The 15,332-nt window shown below is 67.9% G+C and carries 14 protein-coding genes, 1 tRNA gene and 4 pseudogenes; 14 read left to right on the forward strand and 5 right to left on the reverse strand.

Annotated features, from left to right (window positions below):
- Positions 1–14: 14 nt before the first annotated feature.
- Positions 15–392: a DUF5594 family protein gene (locus tag CBM2586_RS12250; protein ID WP_115687757.1), complete on the reverse strand. Its 378-nt coding sequence runs from the start codon at positions 390–392 to the stop codon at positions 15–17.
- Positions 393–551: 159 nt separating this feature from the next.
- Here CBM2586_RS12250 and CBM2586_RS12255 point away from each other — a divergent pair, with 159 nt between their 5' ends.
- From CBM2586_RS12255 to trmB, 3 genes are all read left to right on the forward strand, one after another.
- Positions 552–785, forward strand: coding sequence for a hypothetical protein (locus CBM2586_RS12255; protein WP_115688749.1), 234 nt, complete (start codon positions 552–554; stop codon positions 783–785).
- Between the two features lie 60 nt (positions 786–845).
- A tRNA-Gly gene (locus tag CBM2586_RS12260) sits at positions 846–920 on the forward strand.
- Positions 921–986: 66 nt separating this feature from the next.
- Entirely contained in the window at positions 987–1,751 is a 765-nt protein-coding gene (gene trmB, locus CBM2586_RS12265) for a tRNA (guanosine(46)-N7)-methyltransferase TrmB (RefSeq protein ID WP_115687759.1), read from the forward strand.
- 70 nt (positions 1,752–1,821) lie between these two features.
- On the opposite strand, the gene CBM2586_RS12270 is transcribed toward trmB, so the two are convergent.
- The 3 genes from CBM2586_RS12270 to CBM2586_RS12280 form a co-directional block, all read right to left on the reverse strand.
- Entirely contained in the window at positions 1,822–2,703 is an 882-nt protein-coding gene (locus CBM2586_RS12270; RefSeq protein ID WP_115687761.1) for an undecaprenyl-diphosphate phosphatase, read from the reverse strand.
- Positions 2,704–2,787: 84 nt separating this feature from the next.
- Positions 2,788–3,348 carry a DUF1439 domain-containing protein gene (locus CBM2586_RS12275; protein ID WP_115687763.1) on the reverse strand — a complete coding sequence of 187 codons (561 nt, stop codon included), beginning with the start codon at positions 3,346–3,348 and terminating at the stop codon, positions 2,788–2,790.
- Positions 3,349–3,409: 61 nt separating this feature from the next.
- Positions 3,410–3,694 carry a YkgJ family cysteine cluster protein gene (locus CBM2586_RS12280; RefSeq protein ID WP_115687765.1) on the reverse strand — a complete coding sequence of 95 codons (285 nt, stop codon included), beginning with the start codon at positions 3,692–3,694 and terminating at the stop codon, positions 3,410–3,412.
- Between the two features lie 257 nt (positions 3,695–3,951).
- Between CBM2586_RS12280 and CBM2586_RS12285 the strand changes: the two are divergent.
- From CBM2586_RS12285 to CBM2586_RS12310, 9 genes and pseudogenes are all read left to right on the forward strand, one after another.
- A pseudogene (locus CBM2586_RS12285) lies at positions 3,952–4,781 on the forward strand (TetR/AcrR family transcriptional regulator).
- Positions 4,778–5,876, forward strand: a pseudogene (locus CBM2586_RS12290) (efflux RND transporter periplasmic adaptor subunit); the annotation flags it as partial. The pseudogenes CBM2586_RS12285 and CBM2586_RS12290, both read left to right, overlap by 4 nt.
- Positions 5,877–6,404: 528 nt before the next feature.
- On the forward strand, positions 6,405–6,647 hold the full coding sequence (locus tag CBM2586_RS32060) for a hypothetical protein (protein WP_240991468.1): 243 nt from the start codon (positions 6,405–6,407) through the stop codon (positions 6,645–6,647).
- Positions 6,644–7,338 (forward strand): annotated as a pseudogene (locus tag CBM2586_RS32065) (efflux RND transporter permease subunit). Before CBM2586_RS32060 ends, CBM2586_RS32065 begins: the two are co-directional and overlap by 4 nt.
- Positions 7,339–8,289: 951 nt before the next feature.
- Positions 8,290–8,565 carry a hypothetical protein gene (locus CBM2586_RS32070; protein WP_240991469.1) on the forward strand — a complete coding sequence of 92 codons (276 nt, stop codon included), beginning with the start codon at positions 8,290–8,292 and terminating at the stop codon, positions 8,563–8,565.
- A 2-nt stretch (positions 8,566–8,567) separates the two neighbouring features.
- Positions 8,568–9,053: an efflux RND transporter permease subunit gene (locus tag CBM2586_RS32075; protein ID WP_240991470.1), complete on the forward strand. Its 486-nt coding sequence runs from the start codon at positions 8,568–8,570 to the stop codon at positions 9,051–9,053.
- 113 nt (positions 9,054–9,166) lie between these two features.
- Positions 9,167–9,820 (forward strand): protein-L-isoaspartate O-methyltransferase family protein, encoded by a 654-nt coding sequence (locus tag CBM2586_RS12300; RefSeq protein ID WP_115687767.1) that lies wholly within the window; start codon positions 9,167–9,169, stop codon positions 9,818–9,820.
- A gap of 12 nt (positions 9,821–9,832) precedes the next feature.
- Positions 9,833–10,155 (forward strand): annotated as a pseudogene (locus tag CBM2586_RS12305) (rhodanese-like domain-containing protein).
- Between the two features lie 48 nt (positions 10,156–10,203).
- Positions 10,204–11,577, forward strand: a complete 1,374-nt coding sequence (locus tag CBM2586_RS12310) for a TolC family outer membrane protein (protein WP_240991471.1) — start codon at positions 10,204–10,206, stop codon at positions 11,575–11,577.
- Positions 11,578–11,757: 180 nt separating this feature from the next.
- On the opposite strand, the gene CBM2586_RS12315 is transcribed toward CBM2586_RS12310, so the two are convergent.
- Positions 11,758–12,582: an META and DUF4377 domain-containing protein gene (locus tag CBM2586_RS12315; RefSeq protein ID WP_115687769.1), complete on the reverse strand. Its 825-nt coding sequence runs from the start codon at positions 12,580–12,582 to the stop codon at positions 11,758–11,760.
- Between the two features lie 366 nt (positions 12,583–12,948).
- On the opposite strand from CBM2586_RS12315, the gene CBM2586_RS12320 reads away from it, so the two are divergent.
- Entirely contained in the window at positions 12,949–14,238 is a 1,290-nt protein-coding gene (locus tag CBM2586_RS12320; RefSeq protein ID WP_115687771.1) for an O-antigen ligase family protein, read from the forward strand.
- Positions 14,235–15,326, forward strand: a complete 1,092-nt coding sequence (locus tag CBM2586_RS12325; RefSeq protein WP_115687773.1) for a glycosyltransferase family 4 protein — start codon at positions 14,235–14,237, stop codon at positions 15,324–15,326. Before CBM2586_RS12320 ends, CBM2586_RS12325 begins: the two co-directional genes overlap by 4 nt.
- Positions 15,327–15,332 lie beyond the last annotated feature (6 nt).

Raw genomic sequence — 15,332 nt, forward strand, 5'->3', positions numbered from 1 at the left:
TCAGGCAGCGACGCTCAGTGTTCGAAATCGAGCCCGCCGATCAGGATCTGCGGGTCGGCCTGCGACAGCGAGCGGAAGTCGATGCCGCGCGGCTCCTGCCACGCCCGCAGCTTGGACGGCAGCGCCGCCAGGTAGCCGGCAAAGCGCGCCTCGCCGCCCGCCGCGAACAGGCGCTGCACTTCCAGCCCGTTCCACGCCAGCGTGATATCGAGCGCATACGGATGGCGCCGCAGTTCGGGCGGGCCGTCTCCGGTCACGCGCAAGCGCGGCGCATGCCCCGGCGCTTCGGCCGGCAAGGGGTGCAGTTGCAAGCGCCGGTGTTGCTGGCCGATCGCGTCGGCGATGCGCGGCAGGCATTCGGCTTCAAAGCGGGCAAAGAAGTCAGTGGTCAAGGTGGGGGCGTCCTGACGTTGGGGGCGGGGTCACGGCGCATCGGGCGTGCGTCATGGTGCCGGCCACTATACGACGGGCGTCAACCCTCGCGGTAGACGCGGAAACCCCCGGCGACAGCACCTCGGTCTCGCGGGCAAGCGCGGCATATCATGCCGGTGATGGAGAGCTACAGGAACCTCAGCGGCAAATCGGGCGTCATCGCCTACGAACTGGGTCCGGACCATATCCGGGTTCGGTTTGGCGACGGCCATGTCTACACCTATGACTACCGCAGCACCGGCCGCGGCAAGGTTGAACAGATGAAGCGCCTTGCCACTGCCGGACGCGGGCTGTGCAGCTTTATCAGCCAGGTGGTCGGCAACAATTTCGCGTACAAGGACACCCGGGGCTGAATGGGGCCTATCCGGCACTCGCTTGCACTGCCGTGCTTTCCCGCATAGAATCGCGGGTTCGCGGGCGTCGTATAATGGCTATTACCTTAGCTTCCCAAGCTAAAGACGTGGGTTCGATTCCCATCGCCCGCTCCACTTCCAGTCGAGACAAGCCGCCTTTGCCACCGTTACGGTGATCCGCCCGGCGGCTTTTTTGTTGCCATGCTTCCCCAAGACCCCAGCACCGGGCCGGCCGACGACGCCGCGCCAGCGTCCGCCCCCTCTCCTGCCGATCCTGAAGGCGTTGCGCATCCGCGCCGGATCCGTTCGTTCGTGCGCCGCGCGGGCCGGACTTCGACGGGGCAGCAACGTGCCATCGACGAGGTCGGGCCGCGCATGATGGTGCCGTACGCGCCGCAGCCGCTGGACTGGGAGGCGACCTTTGGCCGCCGGGCGCCGTCGATCCTGGAGATCGGCTTCGGCATGGGCGAGACCACCGCGCATATCGCCGGCCTGCGGCCGCAGGACAACTTCCTCGGCTGCGAGGTGCATGAGCCGGGCGTGGGCGCGCTGCTCAAGCTGATCGACGAGCGCGGCCTGTCCAATGTGCGCATCCTGCAGCACGACGCGGTGGAAGTGATCGCGCATATGCTGACCGACGCTTGCCTCGACGGCGTGCACATCTACTTTCCGGACCCGTGGCACAAGAAGCGCCACAACAAGCGCCGGCTGGTGCAGCCGCCGCTGGTTAAACTGCTGGCCGCTCGCCTGAAGCCGGGCGGCTATATCCACTGCGCCACCGACTGGGAAGAGTACGCGCACCAGATGGTGGAAGTGCTGTCGGCCGAGCCGCTGCTGGAAAACACCGCGGCGGCGACGGATGGCTTTGCCGAGCGGCCCGATTACCGCCCCGTGACCAAGTTCGAGCGGCGTGGCGTGCGGCTCGGGCACGGCGTGTGGGACGTGGTGTTCCGCAAGCGCGCCTGAGCGCGGCAAACGCGCATACAAAAAAGCGTGGCATCTGCCACGCTTTTTTGTTGCCCGCGCTACGGCGACATCAGGCGTGCCAGGACACCAGGCCGGTGTACGCGGTCAGCAGCACCACGATGCCGAAGGCGATGCGGTACCACGCGAACGGCTTGAAGTCGTGCGTGGCGACGAAACGCAGCAGCCAGCGCACGCACAGGAAGGCGGACAGGAAGGCAAAGACGAAGCCGACCGCGAAGATGCCGAGATCGTCGCCTTCCAGCAGCGCGCGCGCCTTGTAGAGTTCGTAGACGGTGGCGCCGAAGATCACCGGGATCGCCAGGAAGAACGAGAACTCGGTGGCCACCTGCCGCGACAGCCCGAACAGCATGCCGCCGATGATGGTGGCACCGGAGCGCGAGGTGCCCGGCACCAGCGCGAAGCACTGCGCCAGCCCCACCTTGAGCGCATCGCGCCAGTTCAGGTCGTCGACCGACTCGATGCGCGGCGCGCCGGCCTTGGCGGCTTCCAGCAGCGCATTGCCCTGCGGATGCGAGACCGTGCCGCGGCGCGCGTCGCGCCATTCGGCCAGCAGGATCACCACGCCGCCGACGATAAAGGCCAGCGCCACCGAGATCGGGTTGAACAGGTGGGCCTTGATCCATTTGCCGAAGATAAACGCCAGCACGATCGCCGGCACCGACGCGATCACCACGTTGGCGGCGAAGCGCTGCGACAGCGGGTCGTCGCGCAGGCCGCGCACCACCTTGCCGATGCGCGCGCGGAACTCCCAGCACACCGCCAGGATGGCGCCGAACTGGATCACGATCTCGAAGATCTTGCCCTTCTCGTCGTTGAAGTCGAGCAGCTGGCCGGCCAGGATCAGGTGGCCGGTGCTGGAAATGGGAAGAAACTCGGTCAGGCCTTCGACGATGCCGAGGATCACGGCCTTCAGCGCTAGTGCGATTTCCATGCGGAATCAAAGAGACGTAGTCACGGGCGTTGCCCGGCGTGGTGCCGGACCGCCCGCATTGTTTGTTGTTCGATGCGCCCCCGGTCAGGGGCGGTTGATCTTGACGTTGATGCCGTCAGGCAAAACGGTGATTGTACCGGGCTCGACGTGCGTGCCGGCAACACGCAGCTGGTCTTCGCGGAAGGTATAGAGCGGATAGCCCTGCAACAGCTGCTCGGCCAGGATGCCGCCCAGCGCATTGAGCTGGCGCGAGAACTGCGCGGGCATGCCCTGCACGTCGAAGCGCCTGACCTCCGGATCCTGCAGCACCACCGAACGCGTGGGCTCGTCGTAGCGCAGCCCGCTGTCCAGCGCGAAGCGGCCGCTCAGGGCCTGGCTGAAGAACAGCTTGTTGTCGATGGTGGCGTCGAACTGCACGTTGACGCGGTTGCGCACGGCGTCCAGCGTCAGCTGCGGGTTGGTCAGCTGGATGTCGAACAGCTCCATGTAGCGCTTGTTGAACGGGAACTTGCGCTCCAGTGCCGGCTGCAGCTGGCTTTGCGAGAACGTGTACTCGCTGCGGAAGGCGCCGCAGGCGGCCAGGCCCACGGCCAGGGTTGCCGCGGCGGCAGCGGCCAGCCAGCGCCGTCGGGTAGTCCGGATCATATTGCCTCCGATTGCGGGATATCAGGAACGAATGCCAGGCGTGATGCCGCGCCGGGGCCCTTCAGGCGTGCGCTTGCGGCGCGGTCAGGATCTCGAGCCGGGTCAGCCATTGCAGCGCGGCCTCGCGGGAATCGCCGCACATCTCGGCCGACGGTTTCAGGCCGCCGCAGAACGCGGGCCGCTCCAGGCTGCCGAATACCGCGCAGCGCATGTCCGGCAGCAACTGCGCGCACGGCACGCCCGCCGGCTTGCCGTCCGGCATGCCGGGCAGCGGCGAGGCGATCGACGGCGCGATACAGCAGGCGCCGCAACCCGCGCGGCAGGAAAGGTCGGACCGGCAACTCATGACGATGGTTCGGAAGCGGCAACCGCCGAGGCTGCCCGTGCAAAGGCGACATTGTGCCCGAAGGGGCGCGGGCCTCCTGTAAGAAAAGGAAAACGCCGTAAGCACGCGGAAGTGGCACAGGCATACGTGCGCCTTTCATCATATGGCAGAGAAAGGGTTTTGGTGGCCTGCCTCGGTACATGCCCGTGCTTGACCCCCTGTGGGGCCTCATCTACATTACTGACCCACAAGTTATTAACTTTTCAACGCGCCCCTCCGTGCCCCGCAGTCTTCGCAAACCCGCCGTGACCAAGCCACCCGCCGACCCGCACAAGGACGCCGACAGCCCCCGCTGGAGCCGGCGCAAGGCGGCGCGGCCGCAGGAGCTGGTGGCGGCGGCGCTGGACCTGTTCGTCGAGCGCGGTTATGCCGGCACGCGGCTGGAAGACGTGGCGGCGGCGGCCGGCGTGTCCAAGGGCACGGTCTACCTGTACTTCGCCAACAAGGAAGAGCTGTTCAAGTCGGTGGTGCGCGAGAACCTGGTGCCGGCACTGGCGCGCGGCGCCGACCTGGTCGACGCCTACCAGGGCAGCACGCCCGAGCTGCTGCGCGAGCTGCTGCGCGGCTGGTGGGGCCTGATCGGCGCCACGCCGGTGGCGGGGCTGACCAAGCTGATCATGGCGGAGTCGGCCAACTTCCCGGATATCGCCCGCTTCTATAACCAGGAAGTGATGGTGCCGGGCGACGAGCTGTTCGCCAAGGTGCTGGCGCGCGGCGTGGCGCGCGGCGAGTTCCGCGCGCTGCCGGCCAACCCCACCACCACCCCGAGCTGATCTGCGCGCCGCTGGTGTTTCTGATGATGTGGCAGCGCGCGCTGCGCGCCACCGCCGAGAAGGACATCGACCCCGAGGCCTTCCTCGACGGCCTGCTCGACACGCTGCTGTTCGGGCTGACCGCTGGCGCAGCGCGCGACCGGCCGCTGCCGCCGCAGCACGGCCCCTATATCTGGGAAGTGATCCGCGACGAGATGCTGGCGCAACGCGCCGCCGCGATGGCTGTCGACGCCACGCCCGCCCCTTCCGCGCCGCGACCCGGCACCCCGACATGAAGCGAAAGACCCTGCTGATCACCACCGCCTGCCTGGCCCTGGCGCTGAGCGCCACGGTGGCCGTGCGCAAGGCCGGCAGCGCGCGCCAGCCGCAGGTGGCCGCTGCGGCCGCCAATATCGTCGAGTTCCTGCAGACTGACCTCGTTCGCGTGGCGCGCCAGGACCTGCAGCTGTCGCTGCCGCTGTCGGGCAGCCTGCGCGCGCTGAACCAGGCCTCGGTCAAGGCCAAGGTCTCGGGCGAGGTGAAGCAGGTGCTGGTGCGCGAGGGCGAACCGGTGCGCGCCGGCCAGGTGATCGTGCGCATCGACCCGACCGAATACGAAGCCCGGGCCGCGCAGGCGCGCGGGCAGATGCTGGCGGCGCGCGGCCAGTTCGAGAATTCGCGCCAGACCTGGGAACGCAACCGCGAGCTGGTCGGCAAGGGCTTTATCTCGCAGACCGCCTTCGACAAGTACCAGTCCGACCTGGCTGTGGCTCGCGCCAACCTCGACGCCGCCCAGGGCGGGCTGGCGGTGGCGCAGAAGGCGCTGGCCGACACCGTGGTCAAGGCCCCGCTCGACGGCATGGTGGCCGCGCGCGCGGTGCAGCCGGGCGAGAAGGTGTCGCCGGATACGCGCCTGGTCGATGTGGTCGACCTGCGCGTTCTGGAGCTGGAAGCGCCGATCCCGATGGCCGAGGTGGCGCGCGCCGCGGTGGGCCAGCCGGTGGCGCTGGAAGTGGAAGGCGCCGGCCGCTTTGCCGGCAAGCTGGTGCGCATCAACCCGGCGGTCAGCGAGGGCACGCGCAGCATCATGGTCTATGTGCGCGTCGACATGCCGACAGAAACTGCGCGCCGGCATGTTCGCGCGCGGCGCGCTGGTGCTGGGCCAGCGCGCCGCGGTGGTGGCGGTGCCGGTGTCGGCGGTGCGCACCGAGGGCGAGCGCGCCTTCGTCTATGCATCGAGCGCGACACGCTGGCGGAACGCCCGGTGCAACTCGGCCTGCGCGACGAAGCCGGCGGATGGTCGAAATCGTCGCCGGCCTCGACGCGGCGCCGAGATCGTGCGCAACAACCTGGGCACGCTGCGCAGCGGCAGCCAGGTCAGGCGCGTCAGGCCTGACGGTACCCAGGACGCGCGCCATGTGGTTCACCCGCCTGTCGATCCGCAATCCGGTGCTGGCCACCATGATGATGATGGCCTTCATCGTGGTGGGGCTATTCTGTACCAGCGGCTGCCGGTTGACCAGTTCCCGGACATCACCTTCGGTGGTGGTGGTGCAGACCGAATACCCGGGCGCGCGCCGGAGTCGGTCGAGTCCGACGTCAGCGCAAGGTCGAGGAGATCGTCAATACCATCTCCGGCATCGACGAGATCTTTTCGCACTCCTACCAGGGCACTTCGGTCGTCGTGATCAAGTTCGACTGAGCGTCGATGTCGGCCAGGCCGCGAGGACGTGCGCGACAAGATCGCGCTGATCCGCCGCAGTTCGCGACGAGGTCAAGGAACCGCGCGTGCTGCGCTATGACCGTCCGACGCGCCGATCTTCTGTCGGTGTCCAACGCGCCGGGCGCCGGCGCAGCCAGCGCGAGCTGACCACCATCGCCGACCAGATCGTGCGCAAGCGGCTGGAAACCGTACGCGCGTGGGCGCGATCAATCTCGTCGCGGCACCAGGCGAGGTCGAGATCCGCATCGTCCGGCGCAGCTGGAAGCGCTGGGCATCGGCGTCGACAGGTGATGAACGCGATCCGCAACGAGAACCAGGAATTGCCCGCGGGCGAACTGCGTTCCGCGCGACCGAGACCGTGGTGCAGATCAAGGGCCGCGTGCCACGCCGGATGCGTTCCGGCAGATCATCGTCGCGCGCCGCGCCGGCCAGCCGGTGACGCTGGCGAGATCGCCGACGTGCGCGACGGCCAGGAAGAACAGGAAAGCCTGGCTGCTCGACGGCAAGCGCGCGCTGTTCCTGTCGGTGGTGAAGGCGCAGGGCCAGAACACGGTCGATACCGTCGACGGCCTGGTGCGCATGACCGACGAAGTGCGCAAGCTGGTGCCCGCCGGCGTGCAGCTGAATGTGGTCAACGACACCGCGCGCGCATCCGCAGCAGCGTGAAGGAAGTGCGCTCGACTTGCTGGAAGGCGCCTTCCTGACGCGTGGCGATCGTGTTCTGTTTCTCGGCTCGTGGCGCAGCACGGTGATTACCGGCTGACGCTGCCGATCGCGCTGATCGGCACCTTCGGCGTGATTACCTGTGCGGCTTCACCTCGTGATCACGCTGATGGCGTGTCGCTGTGCGTGGGCCTGCTGATCGACGATGCCATCGTGGTGCGAGAACATCGTGCGCCACAACCTGATGGGCAGGACCACCGCAGCGCGGCGCTGGACGGCACCAACGAGATCGGGCTGGCGGTGCTGGCCACCACCTTCTCGATCGTCGCGGTGTTCCTGCGGTGGGCTTCATGGGCGGCATCATCGGGCGCTTCTTCCACCAGTTCGGCATCACCGTGGTGGCGGCGGTGCTGATCTCGATGTTCGTCTCGTTCACGCTGGACCGATGCTGTCCTCGTCTGGCATGACCCCGACCTGCACGGTACGGCAACAAGGCCAGCTGGTACGGGCGACGGTGGGCGGCTGCTGGACTGGTTCTCGGCCAGGATGGACCGGCTCGGCGACGGCTAGCCGGCATGCTGGGCTGGGCGCTGAAGCACCGCCTGGCGACCGCGTCATCGCGTCGCGACCTTCTTCGGCAGCTTTGCGCTGGTGCCGCTGATCGGCACCGAGTTCGTGCCCAATGCGACCTGGCGAAACCCAGGTCGGCTCACAGCCGGTCGGACCTCGCTCGACGTCACCGAAGCAAGGTGCGGCAGGTCGAAGCCGCGTGAAGGCTTCCCGGAAGTGGTACACTACGCACATCAACTCGGGCAACACTCGGCGCAACAACGCGCTGGGTTCGGTGGCCTGACGAGCGGCGCGCGCGCACCCTGACAGCGCAGCTCAACCCGCTGATCGACAGCGCCTGGCCGGCATCGCCGGCATCACGCTGACCATGGTCGGATGCCCGATGGCGCGGCGGGCAAAAGGCGATCCAGGTATCAATCCAGGGCGACGACCTCGACGAACTGCGGGCCTGTCGCGCGAAGCCAGCGCGCGCATGGCGGCGATCCCCGGCTGACCGACTGGATTCGAGCATGAAGGACGACCGCCCACCATCGAGTCGCATCCGGCGCGAGCTGGCTCCGACCTGGGCGTGGGCGTGGCGCAGATCGGCAACGCGCTGCGCCGCTGCTGGCGGAATGCCATCAGCTCTGGCGCGCGCCGGATGACGAGAACTATGACGTGCGCGTGCGCCTGCCGAAGGACGCGCGCACCGGCATGGCCGACCTCAGCGCGCTGATGATCGCCAGCAGCCATACAACGCCGATGGCTCGCCAGGATGGTGCGCGCGCCAGATCGCCGAGCTGGTGCGACCACCGGCGCCAACCAGATCAGCCGGCGGACCTGAACCGGAGGTCGAGCTGACCGCCAACGTGGCCGGGCGCTCGGCTGGCGAAGTCGCGCGCGACGTCAAGGCGCGCTGGATGGGGTCAACTGGCGGCCGGCTACAAGTACCGCTTCGGCGGCTCGACCAAGTCGATGAAGAGTCGTTCGGCTACGCCGTGTCGGCGCTGGCGCTGGCGGTGATCTTCATCTACATGATCCTGGCTTCGCAGTTCGCCAGCTTCTTCAGCGGTCGCCATCATGACCTCGCTGCGCTGACGCTGGCCGGCGTGTTCGCGGCGCTGCTGCTGTTCGCTCGACCCTGAACATGTTCTCGATCATCGGTTTCATCATGCTGATGGGGCTGGTGACCAAGAATGCGATCCTGCTGGTGGACTTCGCCAACCAGGCGCGCGCGGGCGATGTGGACGGCACCTACGGGCGCGCGCCGCTGTCGCGAGAGGCCGCGCTGGTCGAAGCCGCGCGCGTGCGCCTGCGCCCGATCCTGATGACGACGCTGGCGATGATCTTCGGCATGGTGCCGCTGGCCTTCAGCCTGGGCGAGGGCGCGGAGCAGCGCGCGCCGATGGGGCAGACCGTGATCGGCGGCATCATCACGTCGTCGATCCTGACGCTGGTGGTGGTGCCGGTAATCTATACGTACCTCGATGATTTCGGCGCGTGGCTGCACCGGCTGTGGCTGGGCAAGCCGCGTAACGGGACGACAGCGCCCGCAGCAGGCCCGGTGCCGGGCGGGACCGGCCGGCCCGCGGCGGGCGACCATGCGGCCCCCGGCGGAGCCAGCGCCGAATGAGCCCGGAGCCGCCCGCAAGGTTAAAATAACGGGTTTGATAAGACTGTCCGGCCGTGGCACCGCGCGGCCGGCACACAGACCGACAGCGGTTGGCATTGGTAAGGAATGGCAAGATGGACCTCGAAAAAGCCCGATTCAACATGATCGAACAGCAAATCCGCCCGTGGGACGTGCTGGACCAGGAAATCCTGGACCTGCTGGCGGTGGTCAAGCGGGAGCAGTTCGTCCCGCCCGCGTACGCCTCGCTGGCGTTCGTCGACATGGAAATTCCGCTGCCCGCCGGGCAGAACATGCTGGCGCCGCGCGTCGAAGCCCGCATCCTGCAGGACCTGGCCGTGCGCAAGCATGAGACCGTGCTGGAAATCGGCGCCGGCTTCGGCTACATGGCTGCGCTGCTGGCCAACCGCGCCCGCCATGTGCTGAGCGTCGACATCGTGCCCGAGCTGGTCGAGCTGGCCCGCGCCAACCTGGCCAACGCCGGCGTCACCAACGTCGACGTCGCCGAAGGCAATGCCGCCGACGGCTGGGCCGCCGCCGCGCCCTACGACGTGATCTGCATCTCCGGCTCGCTGCCGGCGATCCCGCCGTCGATCCTGGCGCAGGTGAAGGTGGGCGGGCGCATCGCCGCCTTCGTCGGCGAGCTGCCGGTAATGGAAGCGCGCCTGGTCACGCGCGTAACCGAGACCGAGTACCAGGTCGTCAACCTGTTCGAGACCGCGGTCAAGCCCCTGCAGGGCGCGGCCCGGCCGTCGCAATTCCAGTTCTGAGGACATACCGCCATGCAGGTCATCCAAGCGACCGAACTGGCCCGGTGGCTGGCCGATGCCAGCCGCGCCAGGCCGGTCCTGCTCGACGTGCGTGAAGGCTGGGAGGTGCAGACCTGCGCCCTGCCCGGCATCACCCACATCCCGATGCGCGATATCCGGCGCGCGCCGCCGAACTCGACGAAGACGCCGACATCGTCTGCATCTGCCATCACGGCGCCCGCAGCATGCAGGTGGCGGCCTACCTGGAGCGCCAGGGCTACGGCAAGGTCTACAACCTGACCGGGGGCGTCGACGCCTGGGCCAGCCAGGTCGACCCCGGGATGCCGAAGTACTGACGCGGCAGCAGCGCCCGCGACACCGGCCGCGCGCCGACCTGGAGGTCTATGCGTGCGCAAGCCAATGACTCCCAGTTCGCCAGCGCGCGCGCGCAGCTGCTGGCCACGCGCGAGAAGCTGCCGCAGGGCCGCGCGGGCCTGCTGCCGCAGGTGGTGGGCACCGGCGGCGCCAACCGCACCAAGCTGGACCAGACCGCGTCGCTGCCGATCGGCGGCGCGCCCAGCGCCTCCGGCACGCGTTTCTTCAACAACAACAACTGGCAGCTGCAACTGAGCCAGCCGCTGTTCCGCTGGGACCGCTGGGAAACCTACAAGCAGGGCGAGCTGGCCGCGCAGGCGGGCGAAGTCACGTTCCACCAGGCCGAGCTCGACCTGATCACGCGCAGCGCGCAGGCCTACTTCGACGTGCTGGCTGCGCAGGACAACCTCTATCTCGCGCGCGCGCAGAAGAAGGCCATCGCCGAGCAGCTGGAACAGGCCAGGCGCAATTTCGAGGTCGGCACCGCCACCATCGTCGATGCCAACGACGCCCAGGCCCGCTTCGACCTGGCCACCTCGACCGAGATCGCTGCGCAGAGCGACCTGGAGATCAAGCGCGCGACGCTGCAGCAGATTACCGGCAAGCCGGTCGACGAGCTGCTGGGCCTGCGCCCCGAAGCGCCCATCCCCGGCCCGCAGCCGCCCGACGTCAACGCCTGGGCGGCGCAGGCCGAGACCAGCAACCTGCAGGTCAACCTGGCCAGCTACAACCTGGAAACCGCGCAGCGCGAGACCAACAAGGCCAAGGCCGGGCATCTGCCGTCGGTCGACCTGGTGGCCTCGTACGGCTTCAACAACCAGACCGGCAGCGCCACGCAGGCCATCTCGACGCACTACAACGCGTCGCAGATCGGCGTGCAGCTGACCCTGCCGATCTTCGCCGGCGGCCAGATCCAGTCGCGCGTGCGCGAGACCCTGGCGCTGGCCGACAAGGCCGCCAGCGACCTCGAATTCGCCCGCCGCACCGCCGCGCAGACCGCGCGCCAGACCTATTCCGGCGTCTCCAACGGCCTGGCGCAGGTCAAGGCGCTGGAGGCGGCCGAACGCTCGGCCACCAGCGCGGTGGAATCCAACCAGCTCGGCTATGAAGTGGGGGTGCGCATCAATATCGATGTGCTCAACGCCGAAGCGCAACTGTTCTCCACCCGCCGCGACCTCGCCAAGGCCCGCTACGACACCATCATGAACGGCCTGCGGCTGAAGGCCTCCACCGCCGTGCTGCAGGAAGCGGACGTGGTGCAGATCAACACCCTGCTGACCTCGTCGCCGGGCGCGCTGTACAAGCTGCCGGTGCCGGCACAGGCGGAGGCCAAGGCGCAGGCAAAGCCGGCTGCGACGGCGGACCGGCGCGACGCGGCGGCGAGCCGCAAACCGCGCTCCTGAGCGAAGGCGCAGATCGCCGGATTTTGAGTTCCCGCTTGGGTGCTCCCCTCGTCCGCCTGCGGGAGAGGGGCCGGGGGTGAGGGCAGGCGCCGGCAATACCGACGCCCGTCACTTCGTCGAAGCGCCGGCCCTCACCCCGACCCTCTCCCGCAAGCGGGAGAGGGAGCAAACCACGCATGCCTACTTCGCCCGCGTGCGCGACTCCACGTTCAGCACCTGCCAGCGGATGGCCGACGCATCCGCCGGCGGGTTCGGCACCTGGTATTCGCGCACGCGCAGCTTGTACGACACGCCCGGCTCGAAATCCAGCCCCTCGATCGGCCCATACCAGAGCTGCCACGGCGCGTCTGGCGACTCGCGCCAGCGGTAGCACGTCATCTTGCCAACGCCCGTGCATTCCACGCGCTGCGAGTCGATATAGACCGTCTTCTCCACGCCCGCGGCCTCGACGCGCGCACCGCGCTTGCCCACGCCCTCGCGCTCGACGAACTGCAGCAGGTCGCCGTCGACGGTCTTCCAGATGATCTGCCGGCCGGTACTGGCCGCCGAGGGCTGCGTGCCCACGGTGGCGAACGGCGTCTGCATCGCCTTCAGCAGCGCCGACTCCAGCGCCATGCGCGGCGGCGGGCAAGCCATGCGCGTGCCGGCGATGCGGTCGAAGCGGATGCCGGTCTCGGTCTTGCCATAGCTGCCGGTGAAGCGGTTGCAGCCGCTGGTGCCGCTGACCGTGCCCTGCGCCGCATCGATGCCCTCGTTGAACTCGAAAATGACCGGCTGGCCATTGTCGCCGTGCGGGATCTCGCGCAGCGACCCATCAGGCTGCTGCCATCGCACCAGTTCCCAGCGGCTTGGGCCCGACGGCTGGGTCTGGTTCAGGTTGGTGCCGGCCGAAGGCAGGCTGGGCGCGGTCGCGGTGGTGCAGGCGCCGAGCACGGCGGCGACCAGCAAGGCGGCCGCGCAGCGGCCAGCTGGCGCGAAGGAAGTCAGGCGGTTACGGCTGTGCATGAAAACTCCTGTTGAGGGCGGCCCGAGGCGCCCGTATCGACGTCATCGATGTGTGTGACAAACGGATCTGACCATTGGCATGCCGGAAAATGCACCCGGCCATAGACCTTCAGTTTAGCAAGCCGCTCCGGCAAGGCGCCCTCGAAGCGCCCTGTTCGCCACATACATCCTGTAACGGGGCAGCACGCCTACCGGGCTAGGATGCGGAACTCCTGGAAATGCCACCGTAGCCATCCGATATAATCGCTTCGCCCCGAGCCGCTATGCCGGCGCAGGGCACCGCTCCTCAGGAGACGGCGACAATAATAAGACGGACGGAACGGCACGCATCTCCCATGCACCAACCTTCCTCCGGAACCTTTCTCCATGCTCTTGATGACGAGATTGCAAGGGTCCCTACCGTTGGGGATCGACAAAGCTCTTTACCTGAGCGCCTGTGTTGTCCTGGCTGCGTTTCCAGCGCTGATGTTTGTCAAGCCGTCGCTCAGCAATACCTGCTACGGGCTGTTGCTGGGATGGAGCGTGATCGTCATGGCTGCCGGCGGCCGCGCCGGCCTGGCCGAATATGGCCTGATCCTGCGCCGGTACTGGCCCTTCATGCTGGCCATGGCGGCGCTGCCGCTGGCCGTCCTGTTCCAGCAACTGCTGACCGGGGCCGAAGACCCGCATGTGCCCTATCTTTATCTGCGTTTTGCGTTGTTCATCCTGCTGGTCCCTGGCATGCTGCGACTGGGCCGGCGTGGCATGCAGCACATCCAGTGGGGCTTCGTCGCCTGTGCGCTGATATCCGCCTTGTGGCTGCACGAAGTCGCCGCGGCCGGCCGCCCAAGTCATGTCGGGTTCTCCAATGTCATTCCCTTCGGCAACCTCGCCCTGCTGACCGGCATGCTCGCCGTGATCTCGATCGGCTGGAACCGCCCCGGCGATCATTGGCTGGCCGGCCTGAAACTGCTGGCCGGCTTCGCGGGCCTGTACGCCTCATACATGAGCGGCACCCGCGGCGGCTGGCTGGCGATCCCGGTGCTCGCGCTGATCGCGCTGGCGGCCTCGCGCCGGCTGAAGCGGTGGCACAAGGCGGGAGTGCTGGCGGGGCTCGCAGGGCTGATGGCGCTGGGGTGGTTCACCAGTGCGCTGGTGCAGCAGCGGACGGCCGCGGTTGTATCGGAACTGTCTCAATCTGTTCAGCATGTAACGTCGGATACCTCGATCGGAATCCGGTTGCAGTTGTGGCGCGCGTCGCTGGAACTGATCCAGGCACACCCGTGGACCGGCGTGGGGCCGGAACATTTCGAGGGAAGCTTGCAGACCCTTGCCGCCGAGCGCGTCATCACGCCGCTGGCCGCCACCATGCCGCACTCCCACAACGAGCTGCTGCATGCGGCAGCAACACTTGGCATGCCAGGCTTGCTGGCGGTGCTTGCACTTTATCTTGTGCCCGCCGCATTCTTTCTGCGCTACCTGCGCGGCACCGATCGGGGCGCGCGTGTCGGCAGCGCCATGGGCCTGGCCCTGTGCTGCGGCTTCATGGTGTTCGGGCTGACCGAAGTCATGTTCGCCACGACGCTGGTCAATGCCTTCTATAGCCTGGTCATGGCATTTTGCTTTGCCTACGTGATTGTGCGCCAAGGCAAGATCCCGGCGCCCGCGGCCCTTTGAACCCGGACTCGCGGCGTCGTATCTGCTTCCTGACCGGCACCCTGAACGCGATGGCCGGCGCGGAACGCATGACCGCCACCATCGCGAACGCGCTGGCCGGGCTCGGGCACCACGTCACCGTGCTGAGCCTGTGGGACACCACTAGCCGGTTTCCGCTGCACCCTGAGGTGCGCCATGAAGCGGTGTTTGCGCAACGCCCCTCTTTCAAGCGCGCCTATGTCACCACCGTTGCCGGCATCCGCCGGCACTGCATCGCGCATCGCACCGAGGTACTGGTGCAGGTGGACACCATGCTGGAACTGTTCGTGCTGCCCGCCACGCTCGGACTGGGCCTGCACCATATCGCCTGGGAGCACTGCCACTTCGACGAGGACCTGGGCAAGCCGGCACGCAGGCTGGCGCGCCGGCTGGCGGCGCGATCCTGCCGGCAGGTGGTGGTACTGACCGAGCGGGACCGCCACCGCTGGCTTGAAGCACTGCGGCCGCGCAGCGAAGTCGTCTGCCTGCCAAACCCCTTGCCGTTTCCCATGCCGGCGGCACCGGCGCCGCGCGCGCGCAAGACGGTGCTTGCGATGGGCCGTCTGGTGCCGGCCAAGGGATTCGATGTGTTGCTGCGCGCATGGCAAGCCGTGGCAGCGGCAGCGCCGGACTGGCATCTGGTGGTCCATGGCGAAGGCGACGAGCGCCCCCGCCTGATGGCGTTGATCCGGGAGCTTGGGCTGCAAGGCAGCGCCAGCTTGCCGGGCGTTTGCCACGATCCGTTGCAGACCTATGGCCAGTCATCGGTCTTCTGCCTGAGTTCGCGCTACGAGGGATTCGGGCTGGTGCTGATCGAAGCCATGGCGTTCGGACTGCCGATCGTATCGACCGATTGCGAGACCGGACCCCGTGAGCTGCTCGCCCCGGGCGAAGACGCACTGGTGGTCGCCACGGACGACCCCGGTGCGTTGGCCAGCGCGCTGCTGACGGTGATCCGGCAGCCCGAACTGGCGGCCCGGCTTGGCGCGAGCGGCCGCCACAAGGCCGGCGCGTTCGCGCTGGAAAGCATTGCCCGGCAGTGGGATGCGCTGGTCAGGGCGCCGGGATAGGCAGCG

The organism is Cupriavidus taiwanensis (assembly GCF_900250115.1).
Classification (GTDB): Bacteria; Pseudomonadota; Gammaproteobacteria; order Burkholderiales; family Burkholderiaceae; genus Cupriavidus; species Cupriavidus taiwanensis_B.